Source organism: Chryseobacterium indologenes, from assembly GCF_002025665.1.
GTDB classification, from domain to species: Bacteria; Bacteroidota; Bacteroidia; order Flavobacteriales; family Weeksellaceae; genus Chryseobacterium; species Chryseobacterium metallicongregator.
The window spans coordinates 4,646,650-4,662,514 of the sequence record NZ_CP018786.1 but is presented as its reverse complement, the minus strand read 5'-3'; the positions used below and the strand labels follow the sequence as shown (position 1 = coordinate 4,662,514).

Annotated in this window: 13 protein-coding genes; 4 read left to right on the top strand and 9 right to left on the bottom strand. The window is 35.8% G+C overall.

Features of this window, described 5'->3' with window-relative positions; genetic code table 11:
• The first annotated feature begins 100 nt into the window (after positions 1 to 100).
• Positions 101 to 553: a hypothetical protein gene (locus tag BUE84_RS21075; RefSeq protein WP_309521618.1), complete on the top strand. Its 453-nt coding sequence runs from the start codon at positions 101 to 103 to the stop codon at positions 551 to 553.
• Between the two features lie 41 nt (positions 554 to 594).
• Here the strand turns inward: BUE84_RS21075 and BUE84_RS21070 are convergent, their stop codons facing one another.
• Positions 595 to 1,692 carry a DUF3667 domain-containing protein gene (locus BUE84_RS21070; protein WP_079243371.1) on the bottom strand — a complete coding sequence of 366 codons (1,098 nt, stop codon included), beginning with the start codon at positions 1,690 to 1,692 and terminating at the stop codon, positions 595 to 597.
• Between the two features lie 348 nt (positions 1,693 to 2,040).
• Between BUE84_RS21070 and rplM the strand changes: the two genes are divergently transcribed.
• From rplM to rpsB, 3 genes are all read left to right on the top strand, one after another.
• Positions 2,041 to 2,496 (top strand): 50S ribosomal protein L13, encoded by a 456-nt coding sequence (gene rplM, locus BUE84_RS21065; RefSeq protein ID WP_002976217.1) that lies wholly within the window; start codon positions 2,041 to 2,043, stop codon positions 2,494 to 2,496.
• A gap of 6 nt (positions 2,497 to 2,502) precedes the next feature.
• Entirely contained in the window at positions 2,503 to 2,889 is a 387-nt protein-coding gene (gene rpsI / locus BUE84_RS21060) for a 30S ribosomal protein S9 (RefSeq protein WP_002976218.1), read from the top strand.
• A 203-nt stretch (positions 2,890 to 3,092) separates the two neighbouring features.
• Positions 3,093 to 3,854 carry a 30S ribosomal protein S2 gene (gene rpsB / locus BUE84_RS21055; RefSeq protein ID WP_062675707.1) on the top strand — a complete coding sequence of 254 codons (762 nt, stop codon included), beginning with the start codon at positions 3,093 to 3,095 and terminating at the stop codon, positions 3,852 to 3,854.
• Positions 3,855 to 4,212: 358 nt separating this feature from the next.
• Here rpsB and BUE84_RS21050 read toward each other — a convergent pair whose 3' ends face one another.
• The 8 genes from BUE84_RS21050 to tsf all read right to left on the bottom strand — a co-directional run bounded on the left by BUE84_RS21050 (position 4,213) and on the right by tsf (position 15,792).
• Complete coding sequence (locus BUE84_RS21050; protein WP_079243370.1) at positions 4,213 to 4,653, bottom strand: DUF6759 domain-containing protein; 441 nt, start codon at positions 4,651 to 4,653, stop codon at positions 4,213 to 4,215.
• Between the two features lie 103 nt (positions 4,654 to 4,756).
• Complete coding sequence (locus BUE84_RS21045) at positions 4,757 to 5,347, bottom strand: DUF6759 domain-containing protein (RefSeq protein ID WP_185117001.1); 591 nt, start codon at positions 5,345 to 5,347, stop codon at positions 4,757 to 4,759.
• 17 nt (positions 5,348 to 5,364) lie between these two features.
• Positions 5,365 to 6,042 (bottom strand): tRNA (guanosine(46)-N7)-methyltransferase TrmB, encoded by a 678-nt coding sequence (trmB, locus tag BUE84_RS21040; RefSeq protein WP_034692928.1) that lies wholly within the window; start codon positions 6,040 to 6,042, stop codon positions 5,365 to 5,367.
• 96 nt (positions 6,043 to 6,138) lie between these two features.
• The gene (locus tag BUE84_RS21035; protein WP_079243369.1) at positions 6,139 to 6,903 is read right to left on the bottom strand and encodes a DUF6759 domain-containing protein; all 765 of its coding nucleotides are present in this window, start codon (positions 6,901 to 6,903) and stop codon (positions 6,139 to 6,141) included.
• 292 nt (positions 6,904 to 7,195) lie between these two features.
• Complete coding sequence (locus tag BUE84_RS21030; protein WP_079243368.1) at positions 7,196 to 7,990, bottom strand: hypothetical protein; 795 nt, start codon at positions 7,988 to 7,990, stop codon at positions 7,196 to 7,198.
• Between the two features lie 204 nt (positions 7,991 to 8,194).
• Positions 8,195 to 11,593, bottom strand: coding sequence for a T9SS type B sorting domain-containing protein (locus BUE84_RS21025; protein ID WP_167595398.1), 3,399 nt, complete (start codon positions 11,591 to 11,593; stop codon positions 8,195 to 8,197).
• Positions 11,594 to 11,816: 223 nt separating this feature from the next.
• Positions 11,817 to 14,642 (bottom strand): gliding motility-associated C-terminal domain-containing protein, encoded by a 2,826-nt coding sequence (locus BUE84_RS21020; protein WP_079243367.1) that lies wholly within the window; start codon positions 14,640 to 14,642, stop codon positions 11,817 to 11,819.
• Between the two features lie 325 nt (positions 14,643 to 14,967).
• On the bottom strand, positions 14,968 to 15,792 hold the full coding sequence (tsf, locus tag BUE84_RS21015; protein WP_034692936.1) for a translation elongation factor Ts: 825 nt from the start codon (positions 15,790 to 15,792) through the stop codon (positions 14,968 to 14,970).
• Positions 15,793 to 15,865 lie beyond the last annotated feature (73 nt).

The following is a 15,865-nucleotide window of genomic DNA, read 5'->3' as shown; positions in this document are numbered from 1 at the left end:
ATAATAAAAAAAGAACATAGTGTTTGATTTTATGTTTTTGATTTTCAGTTTATTATTTCGTGTTATTTAATTATATCTCCCCAATTTTATGTTTAAATGTTTGAAAGTTGAATGGTTCGGTAACTACAGAATTAAAATGAGTTATGACGATTTCATTTTCAAAGGGGCTTCTTCAGATTCTCAAATTAATTTCTCTATTTTTGCACCATATTTTACAGACATGCAAAAAGCGTTGATATATTTCGCATTGGGAACTGCAGTAAGCTTCCTGATTAATTATTTCTTTTTAAGTTCAGAGAATATCGGTTTAGAGTTCTACTATGCTATTGCTTTTGGTGCAGCGTGGGGGATTGCTTATTATTTAGATACTCCGGATATTACATTGGTAAAGAAACTGGGACTGTCTTTTGTAATAATGGCTATTCTGGTTGTTGTAGGTACTCTTGTTTTTAAACTTGAGCTGGCTATACCATCCATTCTGAAGTTTTCCATGGTGTTTGTCGCCTACTATGTCATAGCGAGCTTTAGGGCAACTAAATCATTAAGAAAATAAATAAAAAAAGAGGCTTTCACATTGGAAGCCTCTTTTTTTTATTAATGGATCATCATGAAACTTATCAGGGCGAGGCCCAGGAGTAAAAACATGAATGCAATAAAATTAATAGTAAATAATACCATTCCGACAATAATGCTTACCAAACCATGGGCACGATAAACACGCCTGTGGGCAATAAAGAAATACGCCATGGTATATAATAACAGGAATGATATTGTTAAATATAAAATGGTATTAATCAGCCAAAAGTCTATAAGACCTGTCAACTTAGAGATTAGGAATATAAGTAAGATGGTTAGCAGTAAAAACGAGAAGTAATGCAGGGTGAAAATTCCATGATCAAAATACCACCATTTTTTCTTACTATGGAAAACCCATAAAAAGAATGCGAAAAGAGGAAGGTAGATGAAAAGGGCTTTAGGAAGATTATGAAAAGACTTTTCTACCATGCCAGCAATAATCTCCTTTTTCTTAACCCCTTTTTCTTTAAGTTCAAAGAATTTGTGAACAATGGGAGCTTCAATAAAACTGAGAGATGACGGGTTTTTGGCTTTAGCAGAATCATAGGCCTTTCTGGTTTTATATTCTCCAAAGCTTACGTCCGGATCTATTTTTTTGTCCATGTTAATTATGTCTCCTATCTCAGAAGAATCAGGGATTGCTTTTATTCCCTCAATGGCAAGAGAGTCTTGTCCAGTCAGATGTTTTTTTGCTTTGATACTGTCTATCAGCTTTTGTTTTCCAACAGGTTTCATGACTTTTAAAAGGTTGGTCTTACTATTTTCTCCAGTATTTCCCTCTTTTGGAGATCCTATATTAACCATGGGAAAAAGGGCAAACACGAAGAATGTAATAAAACTGACGAAAATATAAAGCTTTACAGGAGGTACAAACTTCTGTCTCTTTCCTTCAAGATAAGTATTTGTCAGTTTGCCGGGTTTAAATAACAAATTTTTAACTGTTCCCCAGAACTGTCCGTCATAATGAGTAAAATCTTCAATGAAATGGGTGAAAAGAAAATAGAAGGGTTGTCGTCTTTCAATATTTTCCTGCCCGCAATGGGGACAAAACCTTTCTTCAACCTGATGTCCGCAGTTTAGACAGGTTTTATCTTCTCGTACTTTTCCGTGGCTCATGATTATGGAATATTGATTGCCACAAATATAATTATTTCGGGTAAATTATAATTATATTAATGTATTCTATAGGAATCGTTAAGGTAAATTTAATAAAAGAAAGAGTTGAGGGAATAAACTCTTTGCTGTTTCATTGGTGTTTTTAGAATCTTCGAAGTGTTTTTTCATCGGCACATTAGTTCGCAAGATCTGTGCCAAAACTATAAATAGTGTTAAAATCTATTGATAGAGGAGTGTAGAGTGAAGATTATATAGATTAAATAAAATATGTTTTTGGGTTACAAAAATAATTTGTACCTTTGCACACCCTTTTAGGGGTAAATTATGTTTAATCTTTAACTAAAACGTGTGAATACATTAAGTTACAAAACTGTTTCAGCGAACAAAGCTACTGCTAATAAAGAATGGGTTGTGGTAGACGCTGAAGGACAGCCGTTAGGTAGATTAGCTTCTACGGTTGCAAAGATTTTGAGAGGTAAGCACAAAACGAACTACACACCTCACGTAGATTGTGGTGATAACGTAATCGTTTTGAATGCTGGGAAAATTACACTTTCCGGAAACAAGTGGGCTGATAAGACTTATATCTGGCATACAGGATACCCTGGTGGACAGAAGTCTATGACTGCGGCTGAACTTCAAAAGAAAGATTCTTTAAAGGTATTAGAGAAATCTGTAAAAGGTATGTTACCTAAAAACAGATTAGGAGCTGCTATCCTTAAGAACCTTTACTTATATGAAGGAACTGAGCACAAACATGAAGCTCAACAGCCAAAAACAATTAATGTTAACGAATTTAAATAATTAATTATGTCTATAGTTCACAAAATCGGAAGAAGAAAAACTTCTGTAGCTAGAGTTTATGTAAAACCAGGTTCTGGTGTTATTACAGTAAACGGTAAAGATGCTAAAGAATATTTCTCTACAGACGTGATGGTTTACAAATTAAACCAACCGTTTATCCTTTCTGAGACTGTTGGTCAGTATGACGTTACCGTAAACGTATTCGGTGGTGGAAATACAGGTCAGGCAGAGGCTATCAGATTAGGTATTTCTAGAGCTTTATGCGAAATCAACGCTGAGTTCAGATTAGCATTGAAGCCAGCTGGTTTACTTACAAGAGACGCAAGAATGGTGGAAAGAAAGAAGCCAGGTCAGAAAAAAGCAAGAAAGAGATTCCAATTCTCAAAACGTTAAGAATTGCGATAAGCTTAAAGCAACATGCAATAAGCTATTTGAAAAACTTATTAAAATTTTTAATTCGCTTCAAAGCCTATGGCTTACTGCCTGAAGCTTAAAGCAAAAATTGCCCGTTACGTTTAGCATCCAAACGCTTCTCCCATCTAAAGAAGTTGTTGATTGTTTAAAAGACGGAAAGTAAACTAACAAAAACAGAAAACATGGCAAAAGCAAATGTAAAAGACCTTTTAGAGGCTGGCGTACACTTCGGTCACATGACTAGAAAGTGGAATCCAAATATGGCTCCATACATTTTTATGGAGAAAAACGGTATTCACATTGTAGACTTACATAAAACAGCAGTTAAATTGGATGAAGCGTGCAGCGCTTTAGAAAAATTAACTTCTGCAGGTAAAAAAGTTCTTTTCGTAGCTACTAAGAAGCAAGCGAAAGAAGTAGTTGCAAAACACGCTTCTGAACTTAATATGCCTTATATTACAGAAAGATGGCCAGGTGGTATGTTAACGAACTTCGTTACTATCAGAAAGGCTGTAAAGAAGATGAATGCTATCGACAAAATGAAAAAAGACGGTACATTCGAAACTTTATCTAAAAAAGAAAGATTACAAGTTGACAGACAAAGAGCTAACCTAGAGAAGAACTTAGGTTCTATCGCTGACATGGTGAGACTTCCATCTGCTGTATTTGTAGTTGATATCTTAAGAGAACACATCGCGGTAACTGAAGCTAAGAAACTAGGTATTCCAGTTTTCGGTATCGTTGATACAAACTCTGACCCTAGAAAAGTTGACTTCGTTATCCCAGGAAACGATGATGCTTCTAAGTCTATTGATATGATCCTTAGCGTAGTTTCTGAGTCTATCAAAGAAGGTCAGTCTCAAAGAAAAGCTGATAAAGAAAAATCTAAAGAAGAAGGAGAAAAAGTATCTGCTGATACAGATGCTGATTTCGATGCAGAATAATTAAAGATTTTCTTTAATATAGAAAAAACGCTGGATTTCGATCCAGCGTTTTTTTATTTATATCAAGAATGATTGCGTAAGATCGTGTTTTTGATTTACTCCGTTTCCACTTTTAATAAATAAGTTTTAGACGGTTTAACTTTACTTCAAAGCATTGAAATATATGAATATTGCTTTCTTCTATTGCATTATTAAGCATTTCTAGACAGCGCAAACACTTTTCTATACTTAGTGATGAGTTTTATTTTTTTTAGCTTTAAAAATAATGTTGTTTTGGGTCCTTTGGCTATTGACCAAAAATAAAAGATCCAAATATTTCATTAAAAATAAAAACCTACAGAATTCTGCAGGTTATATTTTAGTTTGAAAGTTTTATAGAATAGGAAGTTGTGACAAACTTTGTAGACTGGTAGGGAGAGTTACAAACCACTCCGGATAATCTGTAGTTCTGATTTTTCGGAACCATTGTATATCCTATTTTTCCTGCACCAATGGGAATCTTCTTGAAGAAATTGCCGCCGCTCACTGTAAGGACCATATTACAAGGAGATTTATTTTCTACGGAAATAGAGGTCTTTGGATTTTTAGGATCATCACTGTTGAGAAGGTCATTAAGTACATCAGCTGTTTCCGGCTTATAGGTCTTTATAAGATCATTATACTCTCTTTCTGTATTGGCTCTGTTCCCTGAATTGTTAGCAGGATAAGGGTAGGAGGTTCTTCCCGGATAGCCTCCATAATTGACATTACAGCTGGCAAGAATCAACGAAATTCCGGTAAGAACTAATAGTTTTTTCATCCTATTTTATTTTTTGACTTTTGTTTTTTCTGTGACTTTTCCGTTATCGGCTCCTTTTGAGGAGGTTTCAGCTCAATGTTGGACGTTTTTGGATTGTCTACCGTTACAAATATACTTTTTTAATATCTTTCTGAGAGGAATATTTCATATCACAGATATTGCTTCTCAATGTATATGAGTTTTTCTTAAGTACAATGAAATTTTCTGCATGAGCAGGAACAGCAAGGTTGTAAAATTCCTTTCCTTCTATTCGTAATACAATATTGCAGTCAGAGTTATTTCTGAATAAGAGAATGGCCTCATTACGGTTGATATTCTCATTAAACATAGCATTCAGTACCTTCACTGTTCTATCCTTATGTTCGGCAGATGTTTCAGCGATGAGCTTTTTAAACTCTTCAGCATCGTCCGAATTTGGATTTCTCATTACATCCTTAGGAATGTCTGCAATAACAGGCCTTGTTTCCATAGGTTTTGCTGTACGCGCTCCCTTTGTCCATTCTGTGTTTTTTAAAGCAATGAGCTTGGGTTTAAGCACTGTTTTTTTAGGATCGTCAGGGTGTGCGTTCTTCAGGTATTCTTCAATTTCTTTAATGTTTGTGCTTTTTAAAATGTCTTTACTGCTTTTCTGAGCCTGTGTAAAGTGGGGAATAAGAAATGTGAAGAATAAAATCGTTAAAAATTTTTTTTTCATCAAGTTTGTTTATTTCATCAGCTTATCCGGAATTTGATGTAAGTAATGGTTTTTCCTTTCGCTGAGAATAGCTCTTCATAATACGTTTTGATGTCTCTCAAATGTTCTGTATTAGGATCGTATTCTGGTGCACCGTAGATATCATGGTGGGCAGAAATGATTTCATAGCCTGCTCCTTGTAAATATCCAAGAGTATATCCATGCAGGAATTCTGAATCAGTTTTCAGGTGTATAATTCCTCCTGGCTTCAGGAACTTTTTATATCGGTTTAAAAAATCCGGATGGGTTAATCTGTGTTTTGTTCTTTTGTATTTAATCTGTGGATCCGGGAATGTAATCCAGATTTCGTCTACTTCATTTTCAGCAAAGAAATAATCTACAAGTTCGATCTGAGTTCTCAAAAATGCTACATTAGTCATGTTGTTATCCACAGCTTCTTTAGCACCAAACCAAAATCTGGCTCCTTTAATATCAACTCCGATGAAGTTTTTTTCAGGAAATGTTTTTGCGAGTCCTACAGAATATTCTCCTTTTCCACAACCCAGTTCCAATACGATAGGATTATCATTTTTAAAAAAATTGTCTCTCCACTTTCCTTTAAGATCGAAACCATTTAAAGCGTCTTCTCTTGTTGGCTGGATTACATTCGGTAATATTTTGTTTTCTGCAAATCTTGCTAATTTATTCTTGCCCATTGAGTTATAAAATGAGTGCAAAAATAGTGAAAATTTATGGAGTCTCTATGTCTTTTGGTTGTAAAAGACATAGAGATCATTCGCTTTTAGTTTGTATTATTGACTTCCCAAAGCCACCATAATTGGTCTTTCAATTGTTTTTTGTGAAGCATATTGGGCCCCGCAAACAAGGCTGGTAAAAAGATATTGCCCTTTATCTATCACAATGGAACCTTCACCCTGAGCAGGAACTGCAAGTCTATATTTGGTAGTTCTTACACCTTCTATTCTTACGATGATATTACAATCCGATTTATTTTGAATCAAAACAATACATTCTTTAGCATTAGGATCATTATCAAATAGGGAATTTAAGATTTTTACTGTTCTGTTTTTGTGCTCTACAGGAGATACAGCCATCAGCATATTGAATTCTTCTGCTTCAGCATTGGGAATTGCCGTGTTTGCAGTGGTATTCACAACATATGTATTTTGAGCAGTACTTGGGGTAAACACTGTGGTAGATTGTTTTGCAGCCAGCTCAGCTTTATATTTTGCAATTTGTTTTTGTTTGATGATGGCATTCATTTCATCAAAAGTAATTTTGGTAGAAGGTCTTCTCCTCAACATAGCAAGCATTTCCTGCATGTCTTTTACCTTTTGATCAGCAGGGTGTGCATTTTTGATGTACTCTTTCATCATTTCCATTACCCTGGGTTTCAAAACAGATCTTCGGGGATCATCAGGGTGAGCATCCCTTAAAAAGGCATTGATCTCATAGATATTCTTACTTTTTAAAATATCACTATAATCTTTCCCTTTCTTTTGGGCAGAAACCATAAAAAAGAACATACAGCCAAGAAGTAAAAGTACTTTTTTCATTAATTAATATTAAGTTAGAAATTAGGTGCTTCACTCTTAATTTGCGTTTTGGTTGCTTAGTTTTTTATTTGATAACGAAATATCTGGTGTTTTTATTTTAAACACTTGTTTGTGAGATAAAATTAAACATATTTTTGAATATTGAGGAATAATATGTTGCAAAATTTGAATAATCCATATTGAGAATACTTCTAGTAAAGCATAGCTGGTACTTTCAATCATTCAGCAAAAAAATAACCCATGTAATGTACATGAGTTATAAAAATATTTTGAGTTGTCTTTTTAAAAATTTCTAGTTACTGCCTACAACTTCCTGAAGGTGTGAATTTTTGAGTCTTTTCTGATAAATAGGAAGATATTTTTCAATAGGAATTTTTACCGCTTCAAAGTTGCCCGCCAATACATAAGCCTGGATATTTTCGGAGGAATAAACAAACTGAAGGAAATTGTCAATTAAGTTTTCCGGTATTTTAAACTTTATAAAATAATCTTTACCCAGATAATTTTTGATCTGTGCTACGGAGCTGTTCATCCTTTCATAGGCCTGGTAGCGCTGTTTTTTCTTTCTTTCCCCGGAAAGAATATCATAAATACTTTCTAGGCTGAAGGTAAGTCCTCCATCTCGAAGTCCGGCAACAGGAAGTTCCGGTGGTGTTCCGTCTCCTTTGGGTTCAGGAAGACCAATTACTTTTTTAAGGGCATATGCTTTGTCTTCTTTTCTTAAAGAGTTAACGTCATATCGAAGGTTACCGGTAGGCTTGAACCTGCTGAGAACAATCTCCTGAATTTCGTAATATGCGATTTTAAGCTCAACCAGATTTTTTTGTTCCATGGATTGTGGAGTCAGCTTGATATCTTTTCTTTCGGTCACAATAGAGGTAAAGCGGATTACGTCCCCGGTATTGGCCGGGATATTAAAATTTCCATTGTAGTCCGTAAGAACGGTTTTCTGTGTATTCAGATTGGTGACATACACCTGATTGAGATATAAAATAGAGTTGTCTCTCAGAAATACCTCCCCGGAATATATTTGTGCATTAATTTTTGCCAGAAAAACCAATAGCAGTAGAGTAAACAGTTTCTTCATATAATGCGCAAAATTACATAGAAATAAAGCAATTCTGTGTAGTTAGATGAATAATAGTGGTTAAAGTTATATTAAACTTTGGGATTAAATTGTTAAGGAGTGTTAGAAACTTGCCGTTCATTTAAAAAAGGAAACATTTACATAAAAAAAACGGAAGAAAGAAGTACTGAATTTTCAGTTGCTCTTTCTTCCGGCTTTCTGTTGTTATCTATGTTTTACAAGCAGCCAGCTTGTGTATTTTACCATAAGGTTGGAGCCATATTCTGTCCAGGTGATGAAGTACCAATAATTTGCTGTAGGTACATACCTGCCGCCAATTCTTCCATCCCAGGTGTATCTGTTTTCAGGAGTGCCTCTGAAGACTTCTGCACCATACCTGTCAAAGATCCGGAATACAAGATTATCATTCTTCATTAAGGAAGAATAGTCGATGACTTCATTATGACCATCTCCATTCGGAGTAATGGTATTTATAAGGTTAATAATGGCAAATGGTTTTTTAACATCCTCACACATTTTAGAGTCTCTTACAAATATGTTGTGAGCTCCTCTGGGTACATTGTAGAAAACATTGGAACTCTGCCATACCACACCATCTAAAGAATATTCATATGGAGGTGTACCACCGCTCGCCCCAACTTTTACAGTTGTTCCATCAATTTCAATAGAGGTTATGATAGGAAGAGGTAATTCCGTAACATTTACATATTGCTTGTAAACACAGCCATTGGAGGTAAGTTCTACCCAATAACTTCCGGGAGCAACATTCGTAATGGAAGGAGTAGTCGCTCCGGTGCTCCATAAATATTTTTCAAAGCCAGGTCCTGCATTAAGTGTCGTAGTGGTTTTTGGACAAATTGCCTTGTCTTTTAATATATCTGATTTCTTAGGAACTTTAATATTGATTTTCAGAGTACCTACTTCAGGACAAACTCCATTTTTTTCAAAACGTATATAAAAAGTCTGTGAAGTTGTAATATTAACAGGAGATGAAACTGGATTCACATTATTCTGAGCATCTGCTAAAGTTGCATGAAAAGTGAAGGTAACATTTGGATCTAATGTAAACTGGGGAATAAACTGAGCTAAGTTGACACTTTTTATTCCGTCCAAATCATCATCACAGGTACTTTCTGTAACGGTTTTTGTAATCAATGTTACTTTTGCTCCGATACTAAATTGTAAAGGTTTGATCACAGTAGCACATCCATCCGGAGAATCTACCCTGATGTAAATGGTTGTCGTAGCTGTATAACTCCAGTTATTAGGGAGTGTATTGTTATTCCCAGCATTGGCATCTGCTAAATTTGCATAATATCTTACATTCGTAAAGTAATTCGGATTATTAAGAACAATAGGGGTGATATTGGAAAGCACCACAGTAACTGTTCCATCCAGATTATCATCACAGAAGATGCCATTGTAGTTATCCAGTACAATAGCTTTATTAAAAAGTGATAATGTTATTTGTGCAATATTTTTGCATCCAATATTATCATTAACAACCGCATATATTATTGTTCCGTTAGCTGCGGTATAGGCAGTTGTATTAGTTATTAGTGCTGCGGCATTTTCATTCTGAGCATCCAAAAGGGTAGGGTAATAAGTAATAGTAACTGGTGAATTACTAGTAACATTTGCTGTAGTCAGGTTGAAGGTTCCCTGCCCATTGATATCACAGGCAAATAATGTTGCATTCATTACGGTTAGAGCCTGAATATTCATCGTAACGGTTATCGTTTCACAATCTGGAAAGTCTGGATCATCTCCACAGAATGTATAGGAGAATGTATCAGTTCCTGATGCTCCGGGAGTATTTACAGTATAAGTAATAACGCCTGTAGTAGAGTTTATAACAGCTGTACCCAATGAGGGTGTTGTTGTAATAGCTACCGTGCTTGGAACGGGAGTCTGTGGTGAACCGCTGAATGCAGGGATTATAGTTTTAGAATTACATGCAGTGTATGAGGTACTGGATAGTTTTGTACAATTCAGAACTTTAAATTGTTCAGTGACTAAAGGTGCACAGCTTCCCATTGTTACAGAGCATGTATAATACCCTGGTAGGGCAGGGGCAATGGAAGAGGTATTTGCTCCCGGAATTATATTCCCATTTCTGTACCATTGGTAGGTATCATAAATTAAAGGATCCACAGTAAGAACCATCCCTGGAATACAACCACCTCCGGATTGTAAAATAACCGGCTGTGTAGGAAAACCTGCAAAAAAACCTCCATATCCTACTGCATCACTGCCGGCAGTGATACCAGCCATAATTGCTTTATCTGAAACTACAGTAATAGTTCCTGTTACATTAGGTATTCCATAGGTAACCCAATTCGTTGTACCTGTCATATTGTAAGGACCGGTTATTGCAGGAGGATTCGTGCCGTTCACGGTAACACTAGCTCCTCTTTCTGTAATAATATTCAGCTTTGTGGTGATGTTCAGAATACCTCCGGGGTGACCGTTTGAATGAACAAAATTTTCATTAATAAGACCCAGTTCATTAATTTGCTTGGGAAGATAACAGTTTAACGCAGGAATAAAATTGAATCCTCCGGTAAATACTTCACTTCCTGCATTTGAATCTCCAGCTAAAATCTGGTAGACATAAGCATTTTTAGAGGTTTTGAGATATAAATTATAATGACCATTTCCCTGAAGGATATATTTGGAATCAGGAATAATGAAGTATTTTCCTGCATTGATCGTTGCTATAGGAGGGATTTCATTATTGACAAAGACCTGAGTATTGTCTTCAGTAGCAATTACAATGGCTCCTTCTGTACGAGTACCAATTGGTCCGCTACCCTTTACAATGGCAAATTCATTTCCAAGTCTGTTGACAGGTACTGCCTGATCCATTAAAATATCTGAACTAGCGGGATAATTTCCTGCATATTGACCGTTAAAATTTCCATTGGTTACATTCACCGGTTTGTTTGAAGTAATCTTTGCGCCAATAAAACCATTAAAATTTCCTGCTATGTTACCGATTCCGTCAATAATGTAGGATTGCCCCTTATTTAAAGTAAATGTTAATGTCGGGTTGGTTGTTCCAGTCAGTCCATTTGAAAACTGAACAGTAGGACTGTAGCCGGAAACGGTAACAGTGGTGTTATCTTCGGTTGCCAATACGCTGGTCATGAAATTCAGAATGGGGTTGTTCACAGTAATAGGAGCTGTAGCTGCATAAAACTTTAGCCCTATGGAGGAAGTCCCTTTGGAAGTAATGATTTCTGCATGGTTGAATACTGAGAACCTTAAATTGGCATAAAAAGGAAATTCAGCTTTAAGATACAAGCCCTTAGTGGTTGTGGTGAATAAATCTCCCTGCAGTTTGGTAATGATATAATCTCTTAATACATCAAATTTTTGCGGATTATTTTTACTGATATTTACGGTTCCAATTAAAACATTGTTGTTGTAAATATTTACTGGAAAAGGAGTTGTTCTATTGGTAGATAAATACAGTTTTTGATAGGGATTGGGAGCGCCTGTTCTATCTATCATCGGAGCAAACCAATGCTCTCGGTCCAATTGGGAGAAAGCAGAGGTGAAAATGCAAAGCATAAATAGAAAAGATAAAATTTTTTTCATTCAGCGGTGGTCTTTATCACAAATTTAGTGATAAAAAGTATTAAATTATTGAAAATAGAATAAAAAAATATGATTTTGAAATTGTGGTTAAACAAAATTTAAGTTTATATTATTTTTTTCTGCTTTTAACATAATATAAAAAATGAATTGAATTGGAGAGCTTAACAAAAATGAGCCACAATCATCTGATTATGGCTCATTAAATATAGTTTTAAACTAATTATTACTCTCTGTTTTTAACAAGAATCCAACCTGTATATTTTATTGGAGTCTTTTCTTTGTTGGACTCATTCCAGCTGATATGATACCAGTATGTTCCTGTTCCCAATTTTTTATCAAAGTGTTTTCCATCCCATCTGTAGTTGTTGAATCTATTTCCGGTGAACACCATGTTTCCATATCTGTCATACACTACAAAACTCAGATTTTCTTTATAAGCGAGTTCACTGTAATCTATATAATCATTTACATTGTCTCCATTAGGTGTAATCGCATTTAATAGATTAGGAATGGTAACTTCCACAGCAATAGGAGTACAGTTATAAGCATCTTTTACATAGAAAGTGTGTTGTCCTCTTGTTAAACCTGTGAAGGTACTTGAATCCTGCCAGTTTGCAGTTCCATCAACTGCATATTTGTAAGGAGCTTTACCTCCGCTTACAATTACAGTTGCTGTATTATTATTGATCTCAATAGTTTGAATTACTGGATCTTCAACTTTTTTAACTTTTACAGTCTGTGTAAGGAAGCATCCGTTCTTACCAAGAATTACCGTGTATTCTCCAACACCTATATCTCTGATACCTGAAGAGGTAGCTCCGGTGCTCCATTGGTATGAATCATATCCAGGACCAGCGTCCAGGTTTGTTTTCGCATCCATACAGATATACTGATCTACAAGGATTGGAGATTTTTTAATTGGAAGTACAATTAATTCAATTTTTGCATTTGCCGTACATCCCTCAGCAGTTGTTACTTTCACATATACAAATCCTCCTGTTGAAGGGAAGTTGTTGGGTGTTGTAATTTCATTGATTCCTGCAGTAAGATCATTCAGAGTACGGTAGTATTTTTTTGTAACAGCATTATAGTCTGTTACTTTTGCTTTTGTAAGGTCAAAATAAGCGTAAGGATCCACATCGTACCAACAAGCCTTAATGGAAGCATCAGTTACGATGAATGGTACTACGGTAAGGTTCAGGGTTACCTGCTCACAATCTGTAAATTCAACTGAGTTTCCACAGAATTTATAAATGATTTTGTCTGGTCCTAAATACCCAGGATTAGGTGTATAAGTGATTGTTCCGTTTGGATTCACTACAGCTGTTCCTTTGGTAGGAGGAGTTAAAATTACTACTGTACTTGGAACCACAGTTTGAGTGGAAGAAGTAAATGTAGGGGTAATAATTTTAGTAGAACAAGCATTAAGTGCTTGTGTTGTTTCTTTTAAACAAGTTTGTACTTTATAGATAGGCGTTGTTACTGGAGGACATGTCCCCATTGTTACTTTTACGGTGTAATTTCCTGATTGGGTAGGGGTATAAGTATAGCTGGTAGCACCTGAAATGGCAACTCCGTCACGGAACCACTGATATGTTTCATATCCATCGTCTACCTCAAGAACGATTCCCGGAACACATTCACCTGTCTTTTTCGCAATGACAGGGATTGATGAGAATCCGGCAAAGTACCCTCCGTATCCTGCAGAACTATATCCTCCGTTGATACCTGCTGTTACAGCTTTTGTAGAGGTAATCTTAATATTTCCGGATACACTGTTGATTCCATAGGTAACCCAGTTAGCATTTCCTGCCAATGGATAAGGTCCGGCTTCAGGCAAAAGAGGAGCATCATTTACCATGACAGTAGCACCAGCTTCTGTTAGGATGTTTAATTTTACTACAAGATCACTTGTTGTCATGCTGGCTCCTCCTACTCCAAGAGGCATTTCATTGATCTTCCCGATTTCATCAATTTTTCTTGGAAGGAAACAGTTTAATGGCGGAATATAGTTGAATCCATTGGTAGCATCACTTAATAATACTCCAATAAATTGATATAAATATACATTTTTGGTTGTGGAAATGAACATGTTTGAATGTCCTGATGTCCCCTGAGCAACATAGCTGGTTTCATTAATTCTGTACCATTCTCCGGCAGCAAGTGTAGCAACAGCAGTACCTCCGCCATTTAAATATACTTCGGTATTATCTTCAGTGGCCACAATAAGACCGCCCTCCATATTTAAGGTAGGAGCAGTAGATCTTGTTTTTACTATGGCAAAAGTATTTCCAAGTCTGTCAACCGGAACCGATTGATCGAGAACCGGATCACTTCCTGTTGTTGAAGCAGAGAAATTGGCATTACAGCTTCCATTGGTCAATGTTACTGGTTTGGTTGCAACTATTTTGGCACCAATAAAACCTGTTTTGTTTCCGGACTGAGAGCCAGATCCTGCAAGAATGAAAGATTGTCCTTTTTGTAAAGTAAAGGTCTGAGTATTTCCAGTTGGGCTACCGTTAATAAAAACTACTCCGGCAGTTGGGTTCCATGATACTGTTACATTCGTGTTGTCTTCCGTAGCAAGGACACCTGCAGTAAAATTCTGAATACTACTGGTATTGGTATTAGGAGCAGCAGCAACGAAAAATGTTTTTCCAATTCCAGCCTTTCCTTTACTGGTAATGACTTCCCCGTGAACACTCTGTGCTAGTCTTAAACTACAGTAAAAAGGTTTGGCTGCTTTTAAATAAAGCCCTTTGTTACCCACAATGAATGCTTCGGTAGATGTTCCTGTGGAAATAAGGTTATTGGCAACCTTATAGGTTTGTGGATTACCTTTACTGATTGTAACGGTTGTAACCACAGCATTGTTGTTGTAAATGGTTACGTCAAAAGGAGTGTCTGAATCAGTGGAAAGGTATATCATATTGTTATACCCTCCAACACTGTCATAATAAGGAGCAATCCAATGCTCGGTATCCCTTTGTGCAAAGAGTGTATTAATTGTCAAAAAAATTAATACCAAACTGAGTAGAAATCTTTTCATGTGTATGGAATTAGGATTTCTACAAAAATAAAATAAAAAATGAAATACTTTTAATAAAATTTAAATAAATGTTAAAAAACCGTCTTTGATATTTAATTAAAAGCCATCTTGAATATGAAACTGGTAATTGAATATTGTCCTCAGTCTATGTAATTATCTTTCAGTATTTCCTGGAGAAAAATTTTGTCTATTTGAATTGTTTAAAACCTTATTGGTTTTACCTCCGGATGATCGTTTTTGCGTTAATAAGTATAGCAGAAGTAATATAAAAATAAAAATCCCGATGAAACTTCACCGGGATTCTATATTTTTTGAAACAGTTAGCTTATAGGCTTACTCTTACAAATCCTGTTACTTTTAGGTCTGCGTTTACAGATTTTACGTAATCAGCAACTGAGATACTTCCGTCTTTAATGAAATCCTGGTGTACCAAAGTGTTATCTTTGTAGAATCTCTGCATTTTACCTTTCAAGATGTTATCGATAATGTTTGCAGGCTTACCTTCTTCAGTAAGTTTGTGTCTTTCAATCTCTAACTCTCTGTCGATAGTTTCCTGAGAAACTGCAGTTTCGTCAAGAGCAATTGGGTTCATTGCAGCAACCTGCATAGAAACAGCTTTAGCAGCTTCTTCAGCTCCGTCTACTTTAGCAGAAAGAGAAGTAATTGCAGCAATTTTGTTTCCAGCGTGGATGTAAGCTCCTAAGAAATCTCCTTGGATTCTTTCGAAAGATCCGATTTCAATTTTCTCACCGATAACTCCTGTTTGCTCAACTAATTTCTCAGCAACAGTGATTCCGTGGAAATCTGTAGCTAAAAGCTCTTCTTTAGTAGCAGCGAAGATAGCCATTTCAGCTAATTCGTAAGCTAGCTCAACGAAAGCTTCATTTTTAGCAACGAAGTCAGTTTCACAATTTAAAGAAATTACAGCACCTAAAGTGTTGTCTTCGTTTACTCTTGCGATTACTGCCCCTTCAGTAGACTCTCTGTCAGCTCTGTTAGCAGCAACTTTTTGTCCTTTTTTTCTAAGGATATCTACCGCTTTTTCGAAGTCTCCTTCAGCTTCAACTAGAGCTTTCTTGCAGTCCATCATACCTGCACCTGTTTGGTTTCTTAATTTAGCTACGTCTGCAGCAACTGGTGTATAAGACATAATATCTATTATTTTTTATTTAAGATTAGTATTAATTTTTAGCTTAATTTTAGAGCAGTGCAAAGATAATGAT

Bases quoted from the DNA above. Each gene is read 5' to 3' on its own strand.
- trmB (WP_034692928.1), bottom strand. From the start codon at position 6,042: ATGGGCAAGAATAAATTAGCAAGATTTGCAGAAAACAAAATATTACCG.
- BUE84_RS21030 (WP_079243368.1), bottom strand. From the start codon at position 7,990: ATGAAGAAACTGTTTACTCTACTGCTATTGGTTTTTCTGGCAAAAATT.
- BUE84_RS21035 (WP_079243369.1), bottom strand. From the start codon at position 6,903: ATGAAAAAAGTACTTTTACTTCTTGGCTGTATGTTCTTTTTTATGGTT.
- BUE84_RS21070 (WP_079243371.1), bottom strand. From the start codon at position 1,692: ATGAGCCACGGAAAAGTACGAGAAGATAAAACCTGTCTAAACTGCGGA.
- tsf (WP_034692936.1), bottom strand. From the start codon at position 15,792: ATGTCTTATACACCAGTTGCTGCAGACGTAGCTAAATTAAGAAACCAA.
- BUE84_RS21020 (WP_079243367.1), bottom strand. From the start codon at position 14,642: ATGAAAAGATTTCTACTCAGTTTGGTATTAATTTTTTTGACAATTAAT.
- BUE84_RS21025 (WP_167595398.1), bottom strand. From the start codon at position 11,593: ATGAAAAAAATTTTATCTTTTCTATTTATGCTTTGCATTTTCACCTCT.
- rpsI (WP_002976218.1), top strand. From the start codon at position 2,503: ATGTCTATAGTTCACAAAATCGGAAGAAGAAAAACTTCTGTAGCTAGA.
- BUE84_RS21045 (WP_185117001.1), bottom strand. From the start codon at position 5,347: ATGAAAAAAAAATTTTTAACGATTTTATTCTTCACATTTCTTATTCCC.
- BUE84_RS21050 (WP_079243370.1), bottom strand. From the start codon at position 4,653: ATGAAAAAACTATTAGTTCTTACCGGAATTTCGTTGATTCTTGCCAGC.
- rpsB (WP_062675707.1), top strand. From the start codon at position 3,093: ATGGCAAAAGCAAATGTAAAAGACCTTTTAGAGGCTGGCGTACACTTC.